Here is a 23,611-nt window from a genome sequence, read left to right on the forward strand (position 1 = left end):
TGCTTCCCCCGTGACTGATTCCCTCATGACCGCCTCCCTGGAGGTCTCGGGCCTCGCCTTCGCCTACCCCGACGGCCACCAGGCGCTGTTCGGCGTGGACTTCACCATCGCCCGGGGCGAGCGGGTCGCGCTGCTCGGCCCGAACGGCGCCGGCAAGACGACCCTGGTGCTGCACCTCAACGGCATCCTGAGCGGCGGCACCGGCACGGTGACGGTCGCCGGGCTGCCCGTCGGCAAGCAGCACATGGCGGAGATCCGGCGCAAGGTCGGCATCGTCTTCCAGGACCCCGACGACCAGCTCTTCATGCCGACCGTGCGCGAGGACGTGGCCTTCGGACCGGCGGCGGCCGGGCTGCGGGGGCCGGAGCTGGAGCAGCGGGTCGACCGGGCGCTGGAGCGGGTCGGCATGGCGGAGTTCAAGGCCCGGCCCCCGCACCATCTCTCCTTCGGGCAGCGGCGCCGGGTGGCCGTGGCGACGGTCCTCGCGATGGAACCGGAGATCCTCGTCCTGGACGAGCCGTCCTCCAACCTCGACCCGGCCTCCCGCCGCGAACTCGCCGACATCCTGCGCTCGCTGGACGTGACCGTCCTGATGGTCACGCACGACCTGCCGTACGCCCTGGAGCTGTGCTCCCGCGCCCTGATCCTGAGCGAGGGCACCGTCGCGGCCGACGGCAGGACCGGCGAGCTCCTCTCCGACGACGCGCTGATGCGGGCCCACCGGCTGGAGCTGCCGTTCGGATTCGACCCGCGGTCGGTGACGATGGGCGCGTGACCGTCGGTGTGAACGGCGGCGTGAACGTGGGCGTGAACGTGGGCGTGACTGTTCCGAGGAATCGAAGAGGCAGAGGAATCGCAGGCGACCGCGGCTTGTTGCGCCTCGTGGCGTGGGTGAGTCGTACGTGACTCGCAGATGAGTCGCAGATGCGTCGCAGGTGATCGGACGGGAGTACCGAGGTGGACGTCGGCGTGGACGTGAACGGCAGCGTGGCCGACGGCTTCGAGCCGGTCAGGGACGCGTTCGTGCGGAACTTCGAGGCTCTCGGGGACCGGGGCGCGGCGGTCGCCGTGTACCGGGACGGACGCAGGGTCGTCGATCTGTGGGGCGGTACCAAGGACGTCGACGGGACCGAGCCCTGGCAGCGCGGCACCGCCCAGGTGATCCGCTCGGCGACCAAGGGCGTCGCCGCCGCCGTACCGCTGCTGCTGCACCAGCGCGGGGAGCTGGACCTGGACGCGCCGGTGGGCGAGTACTGGCCGGAGTTCAAGGCGCACGGCAAGGACCGGGTGCTGGTGCGGCAGGTGCTGAACCACCGGGCCGGGCTGCCGCTGCTCGACCGGCCGATCACGCCGGAACAGGCCCTGGATCCGTACCGGGGCCCCGAAGCGGTCGCCGCCCAGGCGCCCGTCTGGGAGCCCGGCACGGGCCACGGCTACCACGCACTGACGTACGGCTGGATGCTCGACGAACTGGTGCGGCGGGTGACGGGGCAGGACGCCGGCGAGTGGATCGCGGCCGAGATCGCCGGGCCGCTCGGCCTGGATCTGTGGCTGGGGCTGCCGCCGGCGGAGGAGACGGCGGGCCGGGCGGGCCGGGTCGGCCCTCTGGACGACGCCCGCGAGCCCGCCCCAGGTTCCGGCCTGCGGGTCCGCCCGAAGCGTGCGGTCACCGCGGCCTACGACGACCCGGACTCCCTCACCCGCCGGGCGTTCGCCGCGATCACGCCCTTCCCCGACCAGAACGACCCGGCGTACCGCGCGGTGGCCCTGCCCGCGGCCAACGGCATCGCCACGGCCGACGGACTGGCCCGCTTCTACGCGGCCCTGATCGGCGAGGTCAAGGGCGTTGGTGAGCCCGACGGGATCCGCGAGGCCGACGGGATCCGCGAGGCCGACAACATACGGCTGTTCGAGCCGATACGGCTGTTCGAGCCGGCCACGGTCGAGGCGGCCCGCGCCGAGGAATCGGCGGGTCCGGACCGGGTCCTGGTGGTGAACACCCGCTTCGGCCTCGGCTACATGCTGCGCGGCAGCGCCTCGCCGCTGCTCGGCCCGGGCTCGTTCGGCCACCCGGGCCGGGGCGGCACGCTCGGTTTCGCCGACCCGGAGACCGGCATCGCCCTCGGCTATGTCACGAACGGTTTCCGCAAGACCGTGACAGCGGATCCGCGGGCGCAGGCGCTGGTCAGGGCGGTGCGTACCGCGCTGGAGCAGCTCACACGTTGATCGTGTGCGAAGTCCGTCCGGACGCCTGGTCGATCTCGTCGTGCGCCTTGGTCAGCAACTGCATCGCGAGTTCGTTCAGAGCGCGGGCCGCGGCGACCTCCTCCCCCACCCTCGGCTGGTTCGGGTCGGCGTGGTGGCGGCTGGCGTGCCCGTGCGTCCGTACTTCGGTGCCGTCGGGCAGCCGCACCATCGCGGCCGCCCGGGTGTGCTGATCATCCTCCTGGAACTCCAGCTCGATGTGCCATCCCACAGTGGTGTGCATCATGACGATCACCTCCGGAACCCCTGCTTCCAGGGTGCTCCTCCACGACGGGCTACGCAGCACTCCGGTTACCACTCCGAAGCACCACTCCGGCCCACGGCCGCTCCCGGGAACGGCTCGGTGGAACAGCTCGACGGAACGGACCGGTGAAGTGGCTCAGCGGAAACGGCCCACAGAGGGGTGGCCTGGGGTCCTGCTGGTGGCTGTCAGCCCTTGAGGAACTCAAGGAGGTCGGCGTTGAGCTGGTCCTTGTGGGTGTCGGTGATGCCGTGGGGGGCGCCGGGGTAGACCTTGAGCTGGGCGCCGGCGATCAGGGCCGCGGATGCCTTTCCGCCGACCTCGAACGGCACCACCTGGTCGTCGTCGCCGTGGATCACCAGGGTCGGCACGTCGAACTTGGCCAGGTCGGCACGGAAGTCCGTCGCCGAGAACGCGGCGATGCTTTCGTAGGCGTTGCGGTGGCCCGCCTGCATGCCCTGGCGCCAGAACGCGTCCTGCATGCCCTGGGAGGCCGACTGGCCGTCACGGTTGTTGCCGAAGAACGGTCCGGCGGCCAGGTCCTTGTAGAGCTGGGACCGGTCGGCCAGCGACCCGGCCCGCAGACCGTCGAACACCTCGATGTCCACCCCGCCGGGGTTGTCGGGCGTCTTGAGCATGAACGGCGGCACCGAGGAGACCAGCACCGCCTTGGCGACCTTCGCGCTACCGTGCCGTCCGATGTAGTGCGCGACCTCGCCGCCCCCGGTGGAGAAGCCGACCAGGCTGACGCCGTTCAGGTCCAGGGCGTCGATCAGGGCCGCCAGGTCGTCGGCGTAGGTGTCCATCTCGTTGCCGTCCCACGTCTGCGTGGAGCGGCCGTGGCCACGGCGATCGTGGGCGATGACGCGGAACCCGTTCTCGGCCAGGAAGAGCATCTGCGCCTCCCACGAGTCGGAGTTCAGCGGCCACCCGTGGCTCAGGACGACCGGCTGGCCCTTGCCCCAGTCCTTGTAGTAGATCTGCGCGCCGTCGGGGCTGGTGATGTACGACATGTCATGTCTCCTAATAATTGGTCCGTGCTGGGAATGTGTGGCCTGGAAGGACGCCGTGCGAAGTGGCAGGACGCACGCAGTCCTGGCACACCCACGTCAGGTCGGTGCCGGAAGGGGCCCGCACCCGATCGCGTACCCCGTGGTCTCCCGTACGACGTCAGCCCTGGCCCGCGTGACCTTCTGGGCCGGAAGGAAGCAGCCCTTCCAGGTGTGCGCCGGTCCTACCGGGCGTCGTGTTCAGAGGATCAGCCTCTGCCGACTCGTACCGCCGACCGAACGGGAAAGGGTGCAACCCATGGAACTCGACCCCAACCTCTGTTTGGACGTTCCGGAGGGTTTTGACGATACGGAAGGTTTCGACGATACGGAGGGTTTCGACGATACGGAGGGTTTCGACGATACGGACGCTGAGACTCAGGTGCATCCCATGGCCAGGACACTGTTCCCCGCCACATCAGCCGCGGAAGCGTTCAGGAAAGTCCACGCTCCTCGTGGACGCCCTCGCCGACCGTTGGGGCGTCACCCCCGGCCCGCACCCGCGCACGACGGTCTGGGCCGAGCTGAAGACAGTAGCCATGTACTGTACCCATCGTGAGTGACGCACCGAAGGCCCTCTCCCCCACCCCCGGCTACCTCGTCTGGCGCCTGGCCAACAAGTGGCGCACCGCCGTGGACCAAGCCCTGGCGCCCCTGAACCTGACCCACGCCCAGTACGTGCTGCTGGCCTCCCTGAGCGGGATGGAGGCGTCAGGTGGGCAGCCCAGTCAGCGGGAGCTGGCCGACCACACGGGACTTGAGGCGCTGTACGTGTCGAAGCTGGCGCGTGCCCTGGAGGCGGCCGGGCTGGTCGGGCGTACCCGGGATACCGAGGACACCCGGGTGGTACGTCTGGCGCTCACCGACGAGGGGAAGGCGGCCGTGCGGCCCGCCGTCGCCGCCGTACAGGTGCTCCTCGATCAGCTGCTGACCCCGCTGGGCGGGCTGGACGACCGGCGGACCGAGGACTTCAAGCGCACCCTCACCCAACTCCTCGACACCCCACTGGGCTGAGACGAGGAAAGCCGGTGAGGACGCCCCGTCCCCACGGAGCCCTCACCGGCTGGTCAAGCAGCGGAAGCCAGAGGCGTCGGACGCGTCAGATGCGTCAGATGCGTCAACGCTTCAGACGCTTCGGACGCGTCGGACGCTTCGGACGCTTCGGACGCGTCAGGCGCGTACCAGCTCCCGGTCCTCGTCCGGATCCACCTCGCCGGCCTTCTTGAGGTCGTCCGCCGTCCGCAGACCCTCGCCCTCGACGTCCACGTTCGGCAGGGCGCGGTCCAGCCACTTCGGCAGCCACCAGGCCTTGTGGCCGAGCAGCGCGAGCACCGCCGGGACGATCGCCATGCGGACGACGAACGCGTCGAAGAAGACGGCGATCGCGAGGCTGAAGCCGATCGTCTTGATCATGGCCTCGCTTGCGGTGATGAAGCCGCCGAAGACGGCCATCATGATGATCGCGGCGGCGGCCACCACCCGGGCACTGTGCCGGAAGCCGGTCACCACGGCCTGGGCGGGCGTCTCCCCGTGGACGTACGCCTCCCGCATGCGGGTCACGAGGAACACCTCGTAGTCCATCGCGAGTCCGAAGACCACGCCCACCATGAAGATCGGCATCATCGACATGATCGGGCCGGTCTCCTCGACGCCGATCAGGCCGGCCAGCCAGCCCCACTGGAAGACCGCGACCACGGCACCGAGGGCGGCGAGCACGCTGAGCAGGAAGCCGAGGGCCGCCTTCAGCGGGACCAGGACGGAGCGGAAGACCGCGATCAGGAGCAGGAAGGCGAGACCGACCACGAGACCCAGGTACGGGATCAGCGCGTCGTTGAGCTTCTGGGAGAAGTCGATGTTCATCGCGGTGGCGCCGGTGACCAGCACCTTCGCGCCCGTGTCCGCCTCGACGCCATGGCCCTGGTCACGGATGGCGTGGACCAGGTCCTCGGTCTGCGTCGAGGACGGCTTGGAGCCCGGGATCACGGTGATCGTCGCGGTGTCGCCGGCCTTGTTGAACATGGCCGGGGTCACCGTCGCGACGTCCTTCAGGCCCCTGATCCCGTCGGTCACCGTGGTGGCCGCGGCCTTGGGGTCGTCGCTGTCCTTGGCGTCGACCACGATCATCAGGGGACCGTTGAAGCCGGGGCCGAAGCCCTCCGACAGCAGGTCGTACGCCCGGCGCTGGGTGGTGGACGTCGACTGCGAGCCGTCGTCGGGGAGGCCCAGTTCCAGCTGGGAGGCCGGGAGGGCGATCGTTCCCAGACCGACCACGCCGAGCAGCAGCACGGCGGCCGGACGGCGGATGACGAAGCTCGCCCAGCGGGCGCCCAGGCCGGGCTTGGCCTGCTGCTTCCGGGAGTTCTCGGAGTGCTCGGAGTTCTCGGAGTTCTCGGAGTTCTCGGAGGCCTCGGACGTGTCGCCGCCGCGCGGCGTGCGCTTCTCGCCCGTCGCCCGGACCTTCCTGCCCGCGTACCCGAGCAGCGCCGGGATCATGGTGAGCGCGATCAGGACGGCGACCACGACCGTGCCGGCAGCCGCGAGGCCCATCTTGGTCAGCATCGGGACGTTGACGACCGCGAGACCCGCCAGCGCGATCACGACCGTGAGGCCCGCGAAGACCACCGCCGAGCCGGCGGTGCCGGTGGCGCGGCCGACCGCCTCCTCGCGATCACGGCCTTCGGCCAGCTCGCTGCGGTAGCGGGAGACGATGAACAGCGCGTAGTCGATGCCGACCGCGAGGCCGATCATCAAGGCGAGCGTGGACGTGGTGTCGCCGAGGTCGAGTGCCTTGGCGAGGGCGGTGATGGAGGCGACGCCGATACCGACGCCGATGATCGCCGTCAGCAACGGCAGTCCGGCCGCGACCAGCGAGCCCAGGGTGATGACGAGGACGACCGCGGCGAGGGCGAGACCGACGACCTCGCCGGCCGCGCCCGGCTCGGCCCCGGCCTGCAGGGCGTCACCTCCGACATCGACGGTCAGCCCGGTGGCGCGCGCGTCGTCCGCGGCCTTCTCGAGGGCGTCCCTGGTCGTGTCCTTCAGCTCCATGCCGGTGGTGTCGTACTTCACCGACGTGTAGGCGACCGTTCCGTCCTTGCTCACGGCGTTCGTCGTGAACGGGTCGGCGACGGAGACGACTTCGGAACCGTCGCCGAGCTCCTTGACGGTCTTCGCGACGGTCGCCTTGTTCTCGGCGTCCGTCACCTTCTGGCCGTCGGGCGCCTTGAAGACGATGCGTCCGGTCGCGCCGTCGGCGCTGGCTCCGGGGAAACGCTGTTCCAGCAGGTCGAAGGCTTTCTGCGCTTCGATGCCGGGGATGGAGAAAGAGGTGGTTCCGGCGGCGGGGGCGTTGGCCGCGCCGATGCCCGCGAGCGTCAGCAGAGCCACCCATATCAGGGCGACGACATGCCGTCGCCGGAAGGCGAGCCGGCCGAGTCTGTAGAGGAACGTGGCCACGAAGGCGTACTCCCGGTCAGGTCGTTGTGAGGTACGGGAAGGGGTGATCAACCCGGTGGGTGGCAGGGGTGATCGTCCCGACGACTTGAGCGGTGACGTCAGGTGGTAACTACGGGGAGGGGAGGGTCTCAGGTGGTAACTGCAGGGAGAGGAGGGTCTCAGGTGGTGGGAGGTCTCAGGTGGCGTGCGCGCCGAGTGCGGGGAGGACCACGGCGTCGATGTACGACAGCAGGAACGCCTGCGTGGGCGGCCGCTCGTCGAGCAGCGTACGGGCGGCGAACGCTCCGATCATCATGTGCATCATGAACTGGGCCGCCGGGTTGTCCGCGCGGACCTCGCCACGGTCGACCGCCCGTTGCAACACACGGTGGAACTCCACCAACTCCGGCTCGATGATGTGTTCTTGAAACGCTTTCAGGAGGTCCGGATTGCAATGGACCGCCATGGCCAGACCCCGCATCAGCGCGGAGTTCTGTTCCATCTGGCAGTCGTCCGAGCGCCGCGTGAGGGCGTGCAGGTCGCCCTTGAGCGACCCCGTGTCGATCTCCGAGAGGGAAGGGCCCGGCTTGCTGTGCCGGACCGCCTTCGCCACCAGCTCGGGCTTGCCGCCCCACTGGCGGTAGAGCGTCGCCTTGCTGGATCGCGTACGGGTGGCCACGGCGTCCATGGTGAGCGCGTCGTAGCCGACTTCCCGGAGCAGCTCGAGCACGGCACCGTACAACTCGGCCTCGCGCTCGGGCGTGATCCGACTGCGACGCGCCGTTGCGACCTCAGTCATTACTCTCGCCTTCCCAGGCTCCGGACGACACGGTTTCGTACATGACGAATGTAGCGCACCATCGAGCGAAACGAAACTGTTTCGTTCGTGTTGCGTGTCACCCTGCCTGGGATTGGCTGGGATCGGCTCGGATCGGCTGAGATCGGCTGGGATTCCGGCAGATCCCGGACGGGTCAACTCCCAGACTCCCCCGCGTTCATGACCGAGAGACGAGGCCAACTCCCCCGGCGGCGCGGGGAACCGCGCGACAAGCTCCCAACAAGAACAACAACAAGAACAAGAACAACAAGAACAACATAAAACACGGGGCGCCCTCCGCAGAAGGGCGCCCCGCGCTCACAGGCCGGAGCCAACCGCAGCGTCAGACGTCGTAGTCCAGGTCGAGGCGGTCCTGCTCCTCGCGCTCGTGGCGCATCCGCTCGTTCCCCTCGTCACGCATGGGGTCGCCCGGCCGGCCGCGGTCCCGCATGGGGTCGCCCGGCCGGTTGCCGTCCCGCGCGGGGGCGCTCGGCCGGTTGCGGTCACGCGCGGGTTCGCTCGGCCGGTTGCGCTCCCGGCCCTGCTGCCCGCGCTGCTGAGCCTTCCCGCGGGTCTGCTGGGCCTTCTGCTTGGCCTGCTCCTGCGACTGCTCGGACTTCTCCTGGAACTGGTCCTTCATACCCATGTGGGTTCACTCCCGTAGTGAGTGGGGGGTTGGGCCACCAGGTGGGGCCTCGACCAGATTCACATGGGCCGTCACCGTGCGCATGTCGATCAACTACGGTGCGTAGCACGGGCCTCCTCGTCGGCCGTCCCACCTGCGCCGACGAGCCCGGACCTGATCCCTTCCAGCCGGGTCCCGAACCGTCGCATCTCCCGCTGGCCGACGGTTCCGACGATCCCGGGCAGGTAGCCGCGCACCCCCTGCATGCCGCGCAGCCACCACTGCCCGTAGACATGGCTCGACCGCCGCTCGATCCCGGCCACGAGCCGGTCCACCGCCGGCCCCAGCGGATACGTCTTGTCGGCCGGCCACGGCAGCCGCTGCCGCAACTCCCGGATCACGTCGTCCTGGTCGGCCCCGCGCACCATGCCCGTGTCGGTCCACGACAGATACCCGACCCCGATCCGCACTCCCCTGTAGCCGACCTCGGCCCGCAGACTGTGCGCGTACGCCTCTACGCCCGCCTTGGACGCGCAGTACGCGGTCATCATCGGTGCCGGGGTGATCGCGGCGAGGGAGGCGATCTGGAGCAGATAGCCCCGGCTCTCCATCAGCACCGGCAGGAAGGCCCGGGCGGTCACCGCCGACCCGATCAGGTTGACCTCGATCACCCGCCGCCAGACCACGGGATCGGAGTCGACGAAGGGGCCGCCGGTGGCGACACCCGCGTTGGCGACCACGATGTCGACCTTCCCGAACCGTTCCTCGACCTCGTGGGCGACCCGGGTCATCGCCTCGTGGTCGGTGACGTCGGCGTACCAGTGACCGCTGTCGCCGTGCAGCCGCCGGGCGACTTTCTCGAGCGCGTCCGGCTCCAGCCCGACCAGCGCCACCGTGGCCCCGCGCGCGGACAACTTGCGGGCCAGCAACTCCCCGACACCCCGCGCGGCCCCGGTGACGACCGCGACCTGCCCCTCAAAGCTCACCCTGGTCATGCACCCTCCTTGATCCGGGCGTATGCGACGTTCATCTCCGCGTATGTGCCGTTGATCTGCGCGTATGTGCCGTTGATCTGCGCGTATGTGGTGACGAGTGGAGGGGCGGCCGGGGTGTAGGCACCGGACGGGACGTGCGCGAGGCAGCTCATACGCCGGCCTCCGCCCGCTTCTTCACCGCGGGCACCCGCAGGACGTCGTACTCCCCCAGATCCACCCGCCGTGTCGCGCGCCGGAACTCGGTCGTGGTGCCGGGCCAGATGGTGGTGTTGCGGCCGTTCGCGTCCATGTACCAGCTGGTACAGCCGCCGGTGTTCCACACCGTGCGCTTCATGCGCTCCTGCACCCGGTGGTTCCAGGCGCGCACGGCGCGGGGGCGGGCGTCGAGGGCGACCCGGCCGCCGAGGACGTTCAACTGCCGTACGAAGTCGGCCAGGTAGTTCAGCTGGGACTCGATGACCAGGATCATCGAGGAGTTCGCGAGGCCGGAGTTGGGCCCGATGACGGTCAGCCAGTTGGGGAATCCGGCCGCCGAGGTCCCGCGCAGGGCCTCCATTCCGTCCTTCCAGGACTCGGCGAGCGTCCGCCCGTCCGCGCCCACGACCCGGTCGGCGATCGGCGTGTCCGTCACATGGAAGCCGGTGCCGAAGACGATCGCGTCGACCTCGGCCTCGGCGCCGTCGGCGGCGACGAGGGTCGAGCCGCGGATCTCGCTCAGCCCGCTCGCGACGACGTCCACATTCGGCCGGGCGAGTGCCGGGTAGTAATCGCTGGACAGCAGGATCCGCTTGCAGCCGATGCGGTAGTCGGGCGTGAGTTCGGCGCGCAGGGCCGGGTCCTTGATGTACCGGGCCATGTTGAGCTTGGCCACCTGCTCGACCAGGCCGAGTTCGTCGGGGTGCTTGGTGAACGCCTGGACCTGCAACTCCCGGATCCCCCACAGCAGTCCGCGCCGGGCCTGCGTGGTGAAGGGCAGCGCCCGGTGCAGTGCGCGTTCGGCGCCGCTGATCGCCCGGTCGACCCGGGGCAGCACCCACGGCGGGGTGCGCTGGAAGAGGGTGAGCCGCTCGGCAAGGGGCTGGACGGCCGGCACGATCTGGATCGCGGAGGCGCCCGTGCCGACCATGGCGACCCGCTTGCCGCGCAGGTCGTAGTCGTGGTCCCAGCGGGCGGAGTGGAAGACCTTGCCGGGGAAGCTCTTCAGCCCCGGGATCTGGGGGATCTTCGGGTCGGCCAGCGGCCCGGTGGCGGAGACCACGACGTCGGCGGAGAGGTTGCCGCTGCTGGTCTCGATGTCCCAGCGGAGCTTTTCGGCGTCCCACGCCATCCTCTTCACCTCGGAGTCGAAGCGGATGTGCGGCCGGAGCCGGAAGACGTCCGCCACGTGCTCCAGGTAGGCGCGGATGTGCTCCTGCCCGGAGAAGGTGCGCGGCCAGTCCGGGTGGGGCGCGAACGAGAACGAGTACAGATGGGACGGCACGTCACAGGCGCACCCCGGGTAGGTGTTGTCCCGCCAGGCGCCTCCGACGCTGCCGGCCCGCTCCAGCACGACGAAGTCGGTGACGCCCTCCCGCCGCAGTCGTACGGCGGCCCCCAGCCCACCGAATCCGGACCCGACCACCGCGACCCGCACGTGCTCGTGTCGGTACTCGCGTCGGTGCTCGTGTCGGTGCTCTTTCCTGCGTTCGTACTCGTCCTCGTGCTCGGCCATCCCGAAGCCTCCACGCGTTGCACCGAACCACGCCAGTGAACACTGGCACAATGGCGAGAGTAGGGCAGCTCCGCGCTGCGGGGGTAGAGGGCGGGCCACGAAAGTTACCGGGAGTACGACATAGGGTTCGGGCGTGGCAGAGAAGCGCGAGAAGCGCGAGTACCGCATGGAGGAGCTGGCCGATCAGGCCGGGATCACGGTGCGCACCCTGCGGTTCTACCGCGAGCGCAAGCTGATCCACCCACCGCGCCGCGAGGGCCGTATCGCCTGGTACGACGAGGGCCACCTGGCCCGGCTGCGCACCATCTCCGCGCTGCTGGAACGCGGCCACACCCTGAACGGCATCGCCGACCTGGTGGAGGCCCTCGACCACGGCCGCGACGTCGCCGACCTCCTCGGTGTCGACACCCCCACCGAGGAGGAGCCGGTCCACCTCACCCCCGAGGAACTCGCCGCCCGCTTCGAGGGCCAGGTGACCCCCGAGAACCTCGCCGCCGCCCTGGAACTCGGCTACCTCGGTACCGACGGCGACGAGATCGTCCACATCAGCCGCCGCCTCCTGGACGTCTCCTCCACCCTGATCCAGGAGGGCATCCCGCTCGCCGAGGTCTTGGCCGCGGGAGCCCGCGTCCGCGAACACGCCGACGCCCTCGCCGCCCTCTTCACCGACCTGATCCTCCGCCACGGCCCCGAGGAGAATCTCCGGCGGCTGCGCCCGCTGGCGCGGAGTGTGGTGGAGGCGGAACTGTCGTTGGCGTTGGACCGGCGGCTGCGGAAGCGTTCATAGCCGCTCCATCGATCTGTAGCCGCTCCATCGACCCATAGCCGTTCCATCGGCCCATAGCCGCTCCATCGATCCACCCAGGGCGTTCTCCGCGTCAGCGCGCCCACACGACCTGGGTCACCTGTCGAAAACGACCGTCACGGGAGCATGGTCCGACCACCGTTCGTCATGGCTGGCGGCCCGCTCCACGAACGCCTTGACCGCTGTGCGGGCAAGTCCGGGAGTCGCCACAGCCAGGTCGATCCGCCACCCTGAGTCGTTGTCGAAAGCCCGCCCCCGATAAGACCACCACGTGTACGGCCCCTCCCCCTCCGGATGCAGCGCCCGCACGACGTCGACGTAACCGCCCTCCGCCGGTTCGAGGACCCGGGTCAGCCACTCCCGCTCCTCCGGCAGGAAACCGGAGTTCTTCTGGTTGGCGCGCCAGTTCTTCAGGTCGGCCTGCTGGTGAGCGATGTTCCAGTCGCCGCAGACGAGGACCTCGCGGCCGTCGGCGGCGGCGCGCTCGCGCAGGGTCTTCAGATGGGCCAGGAACTCGCCCATGAAGCGGACCTTCTCGTCCTGGCGCACCGTGCCGACCTCGCCGGAGGGCAGGTAGAGGGAGGCGACCGTGACACCGGGCAGGTCGACTTCGACGTAGCGGCCGCTGGTGTCGAACTCCGCCGAGCCGAAGCCGATCCGGACCCGGTCGGGCTCCCGGCGGCTGTAGAGGGAGACGCCGGCGCGGCCCTTGGCGGCGGCGGGCGCGTGCACGACGTGCCAACCATCAGGGGTGCGGACCTGCTCGGGCAGCTGCTGCGGCTCGGCGCGCACCTCCTGGAGACAGAGCACGTCGGCCGAGGTTCCGGCGAGCCACTCCACGAAGCCCTTCTTCGCGGCGGCACGCAAGCCATTCACGTTTGCGGAGGTCACAGTGAGCACCCCGGCACGATACCGGCACACTGGACCGGGTCCCGCCTTGGAATGAGAGGCGGGTGGGTCACTATATGGCAGGAAGCATGGATATTCGTCACGTCCCCTTCAATCACCCCGACGCCGTCAAGCTCAACGACGAGGTCCAGGCCGAGTACCACGTCCGCTACGGCGACGGCGGTGACGCCACCGAGCTGGCACCGGAGGACTTCAAGCCGCCGAACGGCGTGTACCTGATCGCTTACGACGAGACGGGCGCCCCCGTGGCCAGCGGCGGATGGCGGGCACAGGACGCCAACGGCGAGGGCAACCTGGACGGGGACGCCGAGCTCAAGCGGATGTACGTCAACGCGCAACTGCGCGGCCGGGGCCTCGCCCGCCGGATGCTGGCGGCGTTGGAGGAGGACGCCCGTGCGGCCGGCCGGATCCGCATGGTCCTGGAGACCGGCACCGAACAGCCCGAGGCCATCGCCCTCTACACGTCCAGCGGTTACGAGCCGTGCGCGAAGTTCGGCTACTACCGCTTCCACGAGGGGAGCCGGTGCTTCGCCAAACGGCTCCAACCGCTCAGCTCCTGAGCTGAAGCTCAGCTCCCGAGGTAAGCCAGGACCGCGAGCACCCGCCGGTGGACGTCGTCCGCCGGCGGCAGATCCAGCTTGGTCAGGATGCTCCCGATGTGCTTGCCGACGGCAGCCTCCGACACCACCAGGGTTCCTGCCGTACTGCCGCGGCGCCTGGTCGCACGGGTTGCCTGGATCCCCCGACACCGACCAGCAGCATCACATCGAGGATCACCAGGTCGGGCCGGTGGTTACGGGCCTCGTCGAGAGCGGCCCGTCCGTCGGAGACGACGACGGCCGTATGGCCTTCCTTGACCAGGAGCCGGCGGATCAACTCGGCCTGCATGGCGTCGTCCTCCGCGACCAGAATGTATGCGCACACGCAGGTGACCCTAGGTGTGCTGAGGCGTCGTCAGCACGGTGCACGGCCCTCGTGCGGTTCTTCCCACACACTGACCACTTCCTGATATCCGCACTCCACGCTGGCCCCATGCACAGCGGAGAATCCATACATCGCACCGGCCCGGCCCGGTCTGCCCTGGCACTGCTGTCCGTCTCGGTGTGCCTGCTGGCCGGCTGCGGCACCGGGGCGTCGGACGCGAAGGACCCCGCCGGGGAGCCGGCGAAGACACCGGTGCAGGCCGCCGGGGCGGCGACAGGGCCCCGGTTGGAACTGCACGCCGCCGACGGGCAGGAGCATGTCCGGTCACCGTCGGCGGCCGGGTCACGGTCGAAGGGGGCACGATCACCGAGGTGTCCCTGTCCACCGCGAACGGTCGGGCGGTGCCGGGCGAACGGTCCCCGGACAAGAAGAGCTGGGGGGGGTTCACGAGTCCCCCTGGCCTGCCGGGTTGGGGGCTTCCGGTGATCGCTTCCCAGTTGGTGGGTGATCGTTTCCCACCCGGGCTGCCCTGGAAGAGAACATCGACGCCACGAGGAGACGGGAAGGGTGCCGGGGACGTCGGCGGAGAGGCAGCCGCCGGGGCGGTCACTCCTGGCCGATGAGGCCGGTCTCCCAGGCCCAGGCGGCGATCTCCACCCGGTTCCGGGCGTCCAGCTTGGCCTGCACGTTCCCCGGGTGGGTCTTCACCGTGCCCACCGTGATGGACAGCTCGGCGGCGATCTCCGCGTTGGTACGCCCTCGATGTCGTCCTCGGCGGCCAGGATCATCGCGAATCCGGCGCGGACCATGGCCTGGTCGTCGGCGATCAGCACCCGAATGGTCAACGGGTCCCTCCGCCCGGGACGCCGGCGGGCGGGGCGGGGACCGGAGCCGCCGGGAAGGTGGCCTCGACGCTCCAACCACCGCCCGCGGCCGGGCCCGTCCGCATGCCGCCGCCGACCAGGTTCACCCGTTCGGCCAGCCCTGGCAGCCCGAACCCGCCGCCGGAGCGGTGGAGTTGCCTGCCGTCGTCACTGACCCGCACCGTGACGCCGTCCCCGAACCGGACCGCGTGCACCCGCACCTCGGTGCAGCCCTGGGCATGTTTGCGTACGTTGGTCAGCGCCTCCAACACCACCCGGTGGGCGGTGGTGGTCACCTCCACCGGCAGGTCGTCGAACGGACCCTCCAGTTCGAGCCGGGCCCGCGCGCCGCCGACCGCCGAGAATCCCTCGACGAGCGAGCGCACCTCCGCCATCCCGGCCAGCGGCGCGAGGACCGGTTCCCCGTCGGCGTCCCGCAGCATCCCGACCATCTGCCGCATGGACGTCAGTGCCTCCGATCCGGCCCGTTCGATCCGCTCCAGGGCCGGTGGCACCAACTCCGGTCGCCGCTTCGCGATCGCCAGAGCGCCCTGCGCCTGCACCACGATCCCAGTCACGTGGTGGGTGACGAAGTCGTGCAGATCGCGGGCGAACTCGGCCCGCTGTTCAAGGCGCAGCGTCGCCGCCCGCCGCCGGTCAGCCATGACCAGCCGCCAGGCGACGCCGCCACCCAGAACCGCCGTCGACCCCACAGCGAGGAACAGGGCCACGATGACGCTGTTCTCCCGCACCGCGACCGCCAACGGCCGCAGTACGATGCCCGCCCACAGCACCGGAGGGGTCACCCACACCACCCACCCGCGCCGCCCGCGCAGGGGGACGAGCAACAACAGCCACAGCAGCGCGGCCGGTTCGGCGAGCCCGTACGCCTCCGAGGCTGCGGTCGGCTCGTCGCTGAGCCACAGGGGTTGGGAATCCCCGTCGCCTTCATTGGACGTGATCATCCGGCCGGGCGGTATCACTGCGCGGATCCGATCACACGGTCACGGAACTGTTGGAAGGCGTGCCAGCCCGACGTCTGCCCGGGATTGATCAGGTCCCCTTCGGCGAGGTCGAGCACTTTGCACCGCAGAGCCTCCGCAACGCGTAAGACGGGTGCTAGTGCCCCTCCCGGCACTAGGCGTTGCCGACGCTTGCCAGGGTTTCAGCCAGTACCAGTGGGTTGAGGTAGTCGCGGTACGAGACGACCAGGCTGTCCTTGATCCGGAGTACGGCGATGATGGTTTGGTGCAAGGGTGCACCTGTGGGGATCACGGTGCCGTGGGCGTCGTACTCGACGATCACCACCTCTGGGTCGGTGGTCTCGTGGATCACCGTGTTGCGGTACTCGTCGAACCTGACGAGGCCCTTGGCCTGGGCGGTCAGGAACGCGCGGATCTGTTCGCGGCCCTCCAGGCGGCCAGGCATGCCCGCCGGTCGGTACGGCCACTCGACGTAGCCGTCCGGGGCGATCAGGCTTACGAACGTTTCGGTGTCCATCTCGCAGCCCGCGCGCAGGACCTGCTCGACGACTTCGCGTGACGTGGCAGTCATGACCACTCCCTTTCGTTGAACGCTCGTTGATTGAACGAGCGTAGAACGAAAGTGGGCATCCGGTCAACGGTCGTAGAATGAACACGTGACCGAACCGAGCGCCCGCCCTACCAGGGCACAGCAGCGCCGCCAGAGCGAGGAGCGCATTCTCGCCGCGGCCCGCCAGATCTTCGCCGAACTCGGCTACGACCGGACCACCATCCGTGCCGTGGCGTCGGCCGCCGGTGTCGACGCCGGTCTGGTCATGCACTACTTCGGCAGCAAGGACCTGCTCTTCGCCCGTGCCACCGAGGTTCCCGCCGACGAGTTGCCCGGCGGCGGCTCGGGCGAGGTGGCCGAGGCGCTGCTCACGTCGCTGGGCAGGCGCCTGACCGGCGAGCCGACGGCCTCCCTGGCGGTTCTGCGCTCGATACTCACGAACGCCGACGCCGCCGATCGTTACCGGGCCGCCGGGGAGCCTCAGCTCAACCAACTCACCGAGGCGATACCGACACCCGACGCCGACCTGCGCGCGAGCCTGCTCAGCGCGATCGTCCACGGCGTGATCGCCGAGCGGTACCTGCTGCGCCTCACGCACCTCGCGGACGCCTCACCCGAGCAGATCATCGACCTGCTGCGCCCGTGCTTCCAAAGCCTGGCCACACCCCCGCCGACCGAACCCGTGGGCGGCCAGGAAGCCGGCCGCTCCCCTGCCCCACCGGCATCGGTGAAGCCCCTGTAGGTTCCCGTGTCGTCTGCCCGCCGATGGCCAGCGGGAATCGACGAGCCGTCATGTTCCAGTTGCGGGGGAGTATCCTCCCCCGCCTCTGAAGAGTCGCCGCGTTCCCGGACATCGGGCATCGGGCATCGGGCATCGGACAGGCCCGCGAGAACACCTACCGCGCCTGGATCACCATGCGCACTAATCCCAGGCCAACCGCGGAGACGCCCCGACACCACCAGCTGAAGGGCAATCTGGGGCACGGTACTCACCGTGGACAGACCTGCGAGCAATGGCAGATCGAGGTGACCGGCGGCGGCCGCATCTGGTACCTCGCGGACACCGCCCGCGACACCTGCTGGATCACCTTCGCGAGCACTGGGACCCGCGAGCCACCGACCGCCGATAAGCCAGCACCGCAGATGGGGAACCTTCGGCAGAGCAGCGGGTGTAGTCGTCAGCAGTCCTCGTTGAGTACGAGCAGGATGTGCTCGTACTCGCCGTGTCGTAGCGTCCCGGCGGGTTGGAAGCCGCATCTCTCCAGCAGCCGTACCGAGCCGGTGTTCCCGGTGAAGGGGTCCGCGAAGAGCGGGCGGGCCGTTTCCTTCTCCAGGAACATCGTCAGTGCTTCGGTGCCGATGCCCCGGCCCCAGTACTGGGGGCCGAACCAGCAGCCGATGAAGCGCCGGCGCCGGTCCCACCAGGCCACGACGTTCCCCGCCGGTTCGCCGTCCACGGTGACGGTCTGCACAAGGACGGTGGGATCCCCGAGCACCTTCGTGGCCCAGTGGGCCATGAATGCCTCCCTGTTCCGGGGGGGAACTTCGACCGCCGGACCGCCTCCGCGTCGTGTTCGTATTCGAGGAACAGTTCCAGGTCGGCTTGCTCGACATCTCTGAGCCGCGCGTCGTTGGTCATGCCCAGCGAGTCTGGCCCCAGGCACCGACAGCCCGGTCCTCGGCGAACGGTTCGAAGGCCGCGCACCACCCGCCCGCGAACGACGTGGCCTCGCCTCCGTCGAACTCACCGCGGGCTGGCACTACTGCGGAGGCTCCGACGAAGGGATCTTCGGGCACTCCGCCACCCTGCTGGTCGCGGCCAGCCGCCGCCACCCCGCCGGACACCCGCAGGCGGGCCGGCGCGTCAGCCGCCATCCGCAACTCGCGCTCGGCCTCGTCCTGGACACCCCGGGCAAGCGCACCGGCCCGAACGCGGTCCACTCCCTGACCCGGCTCGTCCCGTTCGGTTTCCCGGCCGGGCTGCTGGCGGCCGACCGCGCCTACACCGACCAGATCACCGAACACTTCGCGCAACCGGCCCGCCGCCTCGGCTACCAGATAGTCCTCGACTACAAGCAGCAGCACCGGGGCGTCCAGGGCACCCACCACGGGCCCTCCTCCTCGACGGATCCCTCGTCCGCCCCGCCATGCCGACCGCTCTGGCCCACGCGACCAGCGGGCTCGACGACAAAGCCGTACGCGACATCGACGACAACACCGAGTTCCACCAGCGGATCGCCGCCCGCGAACCGTACTTCCTCAAGCTCAAAGAGTCCCCGGACGAGCGGGGCGCGATCCGCCTCCAGTGCCCGGCCGCCGGGCCCTCGCCCGCCGTGTCCTGCCCCCGCTTCAACCAGACCCACCACCTCCCGGCACCACAGCCGGCCGTCGTCGACCTCACCAACAAGCGGGCCACCGCCGCACACACCGCGGCGAAACCCACCGTCCCGATCCCCCGGGCGAACGCCTGCGGCCCCTCCCCGCGAACGAATTGCCACGCATCTGCCAGAAGCCCACCATCACCATCCGGCCCGGCGACCTCGGCAAACTCGACAAGTTCCGCCAGGACCGGCACTACCTCCACCCCACCTGGCAGGACGCCTACCGACCCGAGCGAGCGAATATCGAAGGCCTCAACGGCAGGGCGAAAAGTCACGGCATCGACATCTCCGACCCCACGAAACGACTCGCCCACGGCCGGGTCGCCCAGACCATCCTGCTCGCGCTGATGATCTGCAGCATCAACCTGCACATCCTCCTCAGCTGGCAACAGACCACCGGCACCGAGACGACCGCTACCACTCACGAAACCGCCGCGCTCACCGGACCGGCACCCCAACCGCCCGACGCGGCCGGGATGCCCCCACCCACAAGACCGGAAACCCGCACGACCACCTGAGACCCCAGCACCACAGGCCGACATCAAGCACGCCCGCCGACGGCCCCGAACCACCCCGAACTTCAGGCTGACGACCGCCAAGCAACCAACCCCCGGCGCCAGCCTTGTTCGGACATCTCCTCGAACAGGACCCGGAAACGCCAAGATCCCGCCCGATCAATCAGATCGGACGGGATCTCGTGAACTCTTCCTGAGCGAACTCAAGAACAGCTGGTGCGTGGGGTGTTCACGAGAGGGGCTGACGTGCGGCTACAAGAGGCCCCGAAGATCGTTCCCCGTGACGTCGAAGATCGTTCCCCGTCGGCTTCACATGAGGTCGCCCACGGCGAGTGCAAACGGGCAACGCCCCGGGGTTCCGCTACATGCTCTGCTCGATCTCCCGCATGCGGGTGCGAGCGTCGCTGAGAAGGGCCTTGAGTCGAGGCGTCGCGAGAGCGTCGAGGTTGGGATGCGCCATGCAGCGGTCGTACGTCCTCTTCGCGGTGGCCAGGATCTCGGGAGTGGACCCGTGTATGCCTACGCCGGGGCAGATTTCGGGATGGCGGTGTCGGACGGTGAGGATCTCGGCTGCGATGAGGAAGCTCTGGAACGCGAAGAAGATCGAACGACGGCGCCCGGTGATCGCGGTTTCCGCCTCGTTTTCCGGCATGTCGAGCAGGCGGTAGTCAGGGTGGTGAGTGTGTCGCAGGGCATCCAGGTATAGGAGGGTGTGGGCGAACTCGTGGACCAGGCATTCGATGACGTCCTGCGTGCTCCAGTCGGGCAGAGGGTTGACGTAGACGAGCCCGACTCCGTCGAAGGAGGAACCGCTGCCCGGCTCCTGTGGGAGCGTCATGACGAATACCTGATTGACTACCAGATCGAACAGCGGGGCGAGTTCGGGTTCGCTCCCGCACAGGATGCGGAACCCTTCTTCGACTCGGTCCATGGCCCGTTCTACTGCCGAAGAGTCTTTCGGTACTCCTGCCGCGTCAGGTGCGTCAGGGTTGCGGAACCAGCCACTCAGCTCCGTCCGCCATGACGCATCGCGGACGAATTCAGTGTGTTCCACGGTCTTCGCTGGAACCTTGGGCTGTTGAACGGCAAGGTACGTCTGGTAGGCGGCCTTGACCGCGGGAAGCGAAACGCTGCGCCGGTCGAGGTAGGGAGCGGAGAGTGTGACGACGTCCTGGAGCCCTTCTTCGGGACCTCGGAGAAAAAACATTTTCCACCTTCTCTCGGTCAGGAGCCCAGCGCGCCAGGACGAAGGGTGTCCAGCTGCTTTCCTGTTGTTTCGAGCAGTTCCCGGAGCCGGGAACTGGCAAGGCGATCGATGTTCGGGAGGGCGAGAATAGATTCGAGAGCCGCGAGCGACTTTTCGCGCATGTTCCGCGATGGCGGGTGTATGTGAAACTCCAGCCGGTGGCCGTGATGGGCCTCTCGCAGCTGAAGAAGTTCGCTCGCCACGAAGACACTGTGCACGGAGGCGAAGAGTGAGCGTTTCTCGTTCCTGATCGCAGAGTTCACGAGATTCTCTTCGCGTTCCAGTTCATCGTAGTGCGGGTAGTGGGTGAACCGGCGCTCGTCGAGCATGACGAGCGTGTGCGTGAGTTCATGCACATACGCCTCGATCAGGTCCTCGATCGCCCAGATCCGGTTCGACGCGCTTTCGCGCATTCCCCGTGCGTGTTACACCGACCGTCCAGACGGCTGCGCAGACGATGGCAAGCACAGCGAGCAGTCGGGTGGTGTCGGGCATGCCGATGGAGGCGGCCAAAGGTGCCACCGCGAGAGACGACACGCCTTGGAAAGCGGAGGAGAGGCCGAAGACGAGGACCATGACCCGGCCGCGGATGTGGTCGGGTGTCGCGAGCTGAAGGCCGTTGACCGCGAGGATGGCGCAGGCACCCACTCCGATGTGGCCGACCAGGGCGGCGGCCATGCCGGGACCGAGGGCTGTGACCTGCGCCAGGGCAAGATAGCCGGACCCGAAGAGCGCCAGGGCAGCACCGGCCGCGTGCAGTCTGCGGCGCATCGACCCGGCGACGAGTCGTCGGCCAAGGAAGGGACCCACTACTGCGCCGAGTCCTTGTGCCAGATACAGGGCCCCGACGCCGGCGTCACCGACGTGGAAGCGGTCGAGGGCGTAAACAGGCAGCAGGCCGACCATGCCGTAGCAGAGGCGCAGTCCCACGGTCAGCCAGAGAAAGGCGGAGACCACCGGGGTGGTCCGTACGAAGGTCCAGAGTTCGGCGGTATCGGCCCGCATCCGGATCCGGCGATTCGCGATCGTCTTGGAGAGCGGCTGCCTGATCCTCATCATAAGGAGTGCGGAGGCGGCGAAGGTTGCCCCGTCGATGACGAGAGTGACCGAGGAGCCCCATGCCGCGGAGACCACGCCTCCCAGACCGGCTCCCACAAGGAGGCCCGCCGAGTACAGGCTTCCCAAAGCGGTCTGTGCCAGTGGAAGCTCTCGGGCAGTGACGAGGTTCGGCAGTGCGGCCTCGGGGATGGGACTCGCGATCGCTGCGGCGATGGACAGTCCTGCCAGGCACCCGAGGGCCAGAGGGACGGACTGGATGTGGAAGGCGACCAGCAGGCCGACGACCGGGATGATCGCGCCCAGGTCACACGCGATGCGCAGGCGTTGCCGGTCGAACCGGTCGGTGAGGGGTCCGATCAGCGGCAGCAGCACGACCCCGGGCAGGGAGTTGACGGCGAACAGCAGTGCTGTCCATCCCGGCGAACCCGTGTGGCGGTAGACGAAGCTACTCAGGGCGACGAAAGTGAACCAGTCGCCGGTCAGGCTGAGAGCGGAAGCGCAGAAGAGGCGTCGGAAGTCGGCGTTGTCACGCAGGAGCGCGACGAGACTTCCGTGAGGGCGGCGTCGAGCTAGGAACACCAGTGACTCCAGCAGTGTGACGTCCCGAAAGATGGCCGGAACGAACGACGGAATGACGTCGTGTGTGCTCCGTGGCCTGCGGAGGGTCACGGAGCGATCGCTGGTCAGTCACAGAGGTGATGCATGAGAGGCATCGTAGTGGTGATGTTGCCGTTCGCTACCAGAGACGACGAAATGTGCGTCGAGGAGCCCTTGCAGCCCGGAGTCAACGTCGGTGCCGCTGCGCCTGTTCGGTACGTCTGGCGGCGATAGTCGTCGTCAGACGCGGGTGCGAGGCCGTGTCGTGCGGCGGCCAGCTGTCTGGCCAACTGCCAGACGTGGTTGGCCGTTTGGCTGTCTGGGGACGTCTGGCGTTGCCTACGATGTCTGGCGATGCGCCTGAGGTGTCGTCTGGCTGGGGAGGGCGGATGGATTTCGCTGAAACGGATGAGGCTGCTGCGGCGTCAGGGGTGCGTGCGGCCGTGGACTTCTACGCCCGCAAGGCCAACCGTCTACAGGAGCGCCAGCGTGAGCTGGCTGCCGAACTCGCGGCTGTCCAAGATGATTTGCTGAAGACCCAGACCACCCGTGATCAGCTCGCCGGTGCTCTCGACGAGATCCTCGCTGAGGCGCCGAGCGCCGCCGAGGAACCGGAAGCCGCTTCGGAGACGGCCGGGAGCGACACCGTGCGCTCGCACGACGACTCCCCTGCTTCGGCAGCTGAGACGGCGGCGTCCCCGCAGGGACGTCGGCAGGCCGGCATGAAGAACGCGCGGCCGAAGCAGAGGGCTGGGGCGAAGTCCGGCGAGGTGATGCAGGCCATCGAGCAGTTGCTGGCCACGTCCGGGAAGCAGATGCACGTCAGGGATCTCACCGCTGCCCTGGGACGCCCGACGGAGGGCAAGGCCGGGACTGCGGCGGTGGAGACGATCCGCGCGACCTGCAAGCGGCTTGCCGGGCACGGACGGATCGCCGAGGTGAAGACCGCCGTGTTCGCGATCGTGCGGACCTCCGAGGCCGGGCAGGCAGCGCGGTCCGGGTCCGTTGATGAGATCGGGTTGAAAGGGGCCGCCTGACGACACCGCCATCCCAAAACTGTCCCCTCCTCCCGTTGCGGGGAGGAGGGGACGGGTTCCGTTGAGATTGGAGCCTCTTCGGAACCTTCGACGTGGACCCCTTCGTAGTGGCTCACGCACTCTCCCGAGGTTAGAGCAACCGTGCTCGCCCCGGGGGGTGCGTGGCCTATTTCGTCGTTCCCGCAAGCCACTGGTGCCCGGGAGCGGAAAGGCCGGTTTTCAGTGGTCGGGATGCGTTCCGCCGCAGGTCGGATACAGCGGCACGGCAAGGAAGTTCTCCAGGCGGGCGACGGTGGCGACGTCGGGCCAGCATCGGCCGGCGAGCAGGTCGGCGATGGCCTGCCGGTTGCCCCCGGAGCCGGCGGAGGTCTGCCGCAGGCTCCGCTTCTGGATCGCCAGAGCGTCGGCGAGAGTACGCGCGATGGACTGAACGACGACGGCACTGGGGTCGGTGAGCTGGGCGTGGGGCCAGGCTTCCGGATCGCGGGCAAGCTCGCGCGGCGGCCTTCGGCGGTTCATGCCTCCGACCATGCAGATGCACTCCTTTCCGTGAAGATCGGCTTCAACCCCTTCACTGGCTGCTTGACCAGCCGGTGGGCTTGGG

26 protein-coding genes and 4 pseudogenes are annotated in these 23,611 nt (G+C 69.0%); 9 read left to right on the plus strand and 21 right to left on the minus strand.

What is annotated here, in order from left to right; translation table 11 throughout:
- The first annotated feature begins 25 nt into the window (after positions 1-25).
- Positions 26-775: an ABC transporter ATP-binding protein gene (locus M2271_RS28370; protein ID WP_280890271.1), complete on the plus strand. Its 750-nt coding sequence runs from the start codon at positions 26-28 to the stop codon at positions 773-775.
- 194 nt (positions 776-969) lie between these two features.
- Positions 970-2,226, plus strand: coding sequence for a serine hydrolase domain-containing protein (locus tag M2271_RS28375; RefSeq protein ID WP_280890272.1), 1,257 nt, complete (start codon positions 970-972; stop codon positions 2,224-2,226).
- Here the strand turns inward: M2271_RS28375 and M2271_RS28380 are convergent.
- Together M2271_RS28380 and M2271_RS28385 are read right to left on the minus strand one after the other, a co-directional pair.
- On the minus strand, positions 2,216-2,491 hold the full coding sequence (locus M2271_RS28380; protein ID WP_280890195.1) for a DUF1876 domain-containing protein: 276 nt from the start codon (positions 2,489-2,491) through the stop codon (positions 2,216-2,218). The genes M2271_RS28375 and M2271_RS28380 overlap by 11 nt on opposite strands.
- A 203-nt stretch (positions 2,492-2,694) precedes the next feature.
- Positions 2,695-3,519, minus strand: a complete 825-nt coding sequence (locus tag M2271_RS28385; RefSeq protein ID WP_280890196.1) for an alpha/beta hydrolase — start codon at positions 3,517-3,519, stop codon at positions 2,695-2,697.
- A gap of 591 nt (positions 3,520-4,110) precedes the next feature.
- Between M2271_RS28385 and M2271_RS28390 the strand changes: the two genes are divergently transcribed.
- Positions 4,111-4,569 carry a MarR family transcriptional regulator gene (locus M2271_RS28390; protein WP_280890197.1) on the plus strand — a complete coding sequence of 153 codons (459 nt, stop codon included), beginning with the start codon at positions 4,111-4,113 and terminating at the stop codon, positions 4,567-4,569.
- Positions 4,570-4,725: 156 nt separating this feature from the next.
- Here the strand turns inward: M2271_RS28390 and M2271_RS28395 are convergent, their stop codons facing one another.
- From M2271_RS28395 to M2271_RS28420, 6 genes are all read right to left on the minus strand, one after another.
- The gene (locus tag M2271_RS28395) at positions 4,726-7,011 is read right to left on the minus strand and encodes an MMPL family transporter (RefSeq protein WP_280890198.1); all 2,286 of its coding nucleotides are present in this window, start codon (positions 7,009-7,011) and stop codon (positions 4,726-4,728) included.
- A 175-nt stretch (positions 7,012-7,186) separates the two neighbouring features.
- Positions 7,187-7,789, minus strand: coding sequence for a TetR/AcrR family transcriptional regulator (locus M2271_RS28400; RefSeq protein WP_280890199.1), 603 nt, complete (start codon positions 7,787-7,789; stop codon positions 7,187-7,189).
- Between the two features lie 361 nt (positions 7,790-8,150).
- Entirely contained in the window at positions 8,151-8,453 is a 303-nt protein-coding gene (locus M2271_RS28405; protein ID WP_280890200.1) for a hypothetical protein, read from the minus strand.
- Between the two features lie 89 nt (positions 8,454-8,542).
- Complete coding sequence (locus M2271_RS28410; RefSeq protein ID WP_280890201.1) at positions 8,543-9,427, minus strand: SDR family oxidoreductase; 885 nt, start codon at positions 9,425-9,427, stop codon at positions 8,543-8,545.
- The gene (locus M2271_RS28415; RefSeq protein WP_280890202.1) at positions 9,424-9,579 is read right to left on the minus strand and encodes a hypothetical protein; all 156 of its coding nucleotides are present in this window, start codon (positions 9,577-9,579) and stop codon (positions 9,424-9,426) included. The genes M2271_RS28410 and M2271_RS28415 overlap by 4 nt, the downstream gene beginning before the upstream one ends.
- Positions 9,576-11,138 carry an NAD(P)/FAD-dependent oxidoreductase gene (locus M2271_RS28420; protein ID WP_280890203.1) on the minus strand — a complete coding sequence of 521 codons (1,563 nt, stop codon included), beginning with the start codon at positions 11,136-11,138 and terminating at the stop codon, positions 9,576-9,578. Before M2271_RS28420 ends, M2271_RS28415 begins: the two co-directional genes overlap by 4 nt.
- Before the next feature lie 166 nt (positions 11,139-11,304).
- On the opposite strand from M2271_RS28420, the gene M2271_RS28425 reads away from it, so the two are divergent.
- Entirely contained in the window at positions 11,305-11,925 is a 621-nt protein-coding gene (locus M2271_RS28425; protein ID WP_280890273.1) for a MerR family transcriptional regulator, read from the plus strand.
- Positions 11,926-12,039: 114 nt separating this feature from the next.
- Here M2271_RS28425 and M2271_RS28430 read toward each other — a convergent pair whose 3' ends face one another.
- Positions 12,040-12,843: an exodeoxyribonuclease III gene (locus M2271_RS28430; RefSeq protein ID WP_280890204.1), complete on the minus strand. Its 804-nt coding sequence runs from the start codon at positions 12,841-12,843 to the stop codon at positions 12,040-12,042.
- A 77-nt stretch (positions 12,844-12,920) separates the two neighbouring features.
- Between M2271_RS28430 and M2271_RS28435 the strand changes: the two genes are divergently transcribed.
- Complete coding sequence (locus M2271_RS28435) at positions 12,921-13,412, plus strand: GNAT family N-acetyltransferase (protein ID WP_280890205.1); 492 nt, start codon at positions 12,921-12,923, stop codon at positions 13,410-13,412.
- A gap of 8 nt (positions 13,413-13,420) precedes the next feature.
- Here M2271_RS28435 and M2271_RS28440 read toward each other — a convergent pair.
- Both M2271_RS28440 and M2271_RS28445 read right to left on the minus strand, forming a co-directional pair.
- Positions 13,421-13,543: pseudogene (locus M2271_RS28440) on the minus strand (DNA-binding response regulator); the annotation flags it as partial.
- Positions 13,544-13,608: 65 nt separating this feature from the next.
- Positions 13,609-13,776, minus strand: a pseudogene (locus tag M2271_RS28445) (response regulator); the annotation flags it as partial.
- A gap of 371 nt (positions 13,777-14,147) precedes the next feature.
- On the opposite strand from M2271_RS28445, the gene M2271_RS28450 reads away from it, so the two are divergent.
- The gene (locus M2271_RS28450) at positions 14,148-14,399 is read left to right on the plus strand and encodes a hypothetical protein (protein ID WP_280890206.1); all 252 of its coding nucleotides are present in this window, start codon (positions 14,148-14,150) and stop codon (positions 14,397-14,399) included.
- On the opposite strand, the pseudogene M2271_RS28455 reads toward M2271_RS28450, so the two are convergent.
- The 4 genes and pseudogenes from M2271_RS28455 to M2271_RS28470 all read right to left on the minus strand — a co-directional run.
- Positions 14,383-14,538: pseudogene (locus M2271_RS28455) on the minus strand (helix-turn-helix transcriptional regulator); the annotation flags it as partial. The gene M2271_RS28450 and the pseudogene M2271_RS28455 overlap by 17 nt on opposite strands.
- Positions 14,481-14,621, minus strand: a complete 141-nt coding sequence (locus M2271_RS28460) for a hypothetical protein (protein ID WP_280890279.1) — start codon at positions 14,619-14,621, stop codon at positions 14,481-14,483. The gene M2271_RS28460 and the pseudogene M2271_RS28455, both read right to left, overlap by 58 nt.
- Positions 14,618-15,604 carry a histidine kinase gene (locus tag M2271_RS28465; protein ID WP_280890207.1) on the minus strand — a complete coding sequence of 329 codons (987 nt, stop codon included), beginning with the start codon at positions 15,602-15,604 and terminating at the stop codon, positions 14,618-14,620. Before M2271_RS28465 ends, M2271_RS28460 begins: the two co-directional genes overlap by 4 nt.
- Positions 15,605-15,776: 172 nt before the next feature.
- Positions 15,777-16,193 (minus strand): nuclear transport factor 2 family protein, encoded by a 417-nt coding sequence (locus tag M2271_RS28470; protein ID WP_280890208.1) that lies wholly within the window; start codon positions 16,191-16,193, stop codon positions 15,777-15,779.
- A gap of 85 nt (positions 16,194-16,278) precedes the next feature.
- On the opposite strand from M2271_RS28470, the gene M2271_RS28475 reads away from it, so the two are divergent.
- A complete protein-coding gene (locus tag M2271_RS28475; protein ID WP_280890209.1) occupies positions 16,279-16,914 on the plus strand; it encodes a TetR/AcrR family transcriptional regulator in 636 nt (211 codons plus the stop codon).
- Between the two features lie 436 nt (positions 16,915-17,350).
- On the opposite strand, the pseudogene M2271_RS28480 reads toward M2271_RS28475, so the two are convergent.
- Both M2271_RS28480 and M2271_RS28485 read right to left on the minus strand, forming a co-directional pair.
- Positions 17,351-17,811 (minus strand): annotated as a pseudogene (locus tag M2271_RS28480) (GNAT family protein).
- Positions 17,808-18,281 carry a hypothetical protein gene (locus tag M2271_RS28485; protein ID WP_280890210.1) on the minus strand — a complete coding sequence of 158 codons (474 nt, stop codon included), beginning with the start codon at positions 18,279-18,281 and terminating at the stop codon, positions 17,808-17,810. The pseudogene M2271_RS28480 and the gene M2271_RS28485 overlap by 4 nt, the downstream one beginning before the upstream one ends.
- Before the next feature lie 382 nt (positions 18,282-18,663).
- On the opposite strand from M2271_RS28485, the gene M2271_RS28490 reads away from it, so the two are divergent.
- Positions 18,664-19,071, plus strand: a complete 408-nt coding sequence (locus M2271_RS28490) for a hypothetical protein (RefSeq protein WP_280890211.1) — start codon at positions 18,664-18,666, stop codon at positions 19,069-19,071.
- A 358-nt stretch (positions 19,072-19,429) separates the two neighbouring features.
- On the opposite strand, the gene M2271_RS28495 is transcribed toward M2271_RS28490, so the two are convergent.
- From M2271_RS28495 to M2271_RS28505, 3 genes are all read right to left on the minus strand, one after another.
- Entirely contained in the window at positions 19,430-19,999 is a 570-nt protein-coding gene (locus M2271_RS28495; RefSeq protein WP_280890212.1) for an HEXXH motif-containing putative peptide modification protein, read from the minus strand.
- A 293-nt stretch (positions 20,000-20,292) separates the two neighbouring features.
- Positions 20,293-20,727: an HEXXH motif-containing putative peptide modification protein gene (locus tag M2271_RS28500; RefSeq protein ID WP_280890213.1), complete on the minus strand. Its 435-nt coding sequence runs from the start codon at positions 20,725-20,727 to the stop codon at positions 20,293-20,295.
- On the minus strand, positions 20,663-21,952 hold the full coding sequence (locus M2271_RS28505) for an MFS transporter (protein WP_280890214.1): 1,290 nt from the start codon (positions 21,950-21,952) through the stop codon (positions 20,663-20,665). Before M2271_RS28505 ends, M2271_RS28500 begins: the two co-directional genes overlap by 65 nt.
- Before the next feature lie 407 nt (positions 21,953-22,359).
- On the opposite strand from M2271_RS28505, the gene M2271_RS28510 reads away from it, so the two are divergent.
- Positions 22,360-23,007: a hypothetical protein gene (locus tag M2271_RS28510; protein WP_280890215.1), complete on the plus strand. Its 648-nt coding sequence runs from the start codon at positions 22,360-22,362 to the stop codon at positions 23,005-23,007.
- Positions 23,008-23,226: 219 nt separating this feature from the next.
- Here the strand turns inward: M2271_RS28510 and M2271_RS28515 are convergent, their stop codons facing one another.
- Positions 23,227-23,526, minus strand: a complete 300-nt coding sequence (locus tag M2271_RS28515; RefSeq protein WP_280890216.1) for an XRE family transcriptional regulator — start codon at positions 23,524-23,526, stop codon at positions 23,227-23,229.
- Between the last annotated feature and the right edge of the window lie 85 nt (positions 23,527-23,611).

Origin of the sequence: Streptomyces sp. LBL, from assembly GCF_029893585.1 — a bacterium.
Lineage (GTDB): Bacteria > Actinomycetota > Actinomycetes > Streptomycetales > Streptomycetaceae > Streptomyces.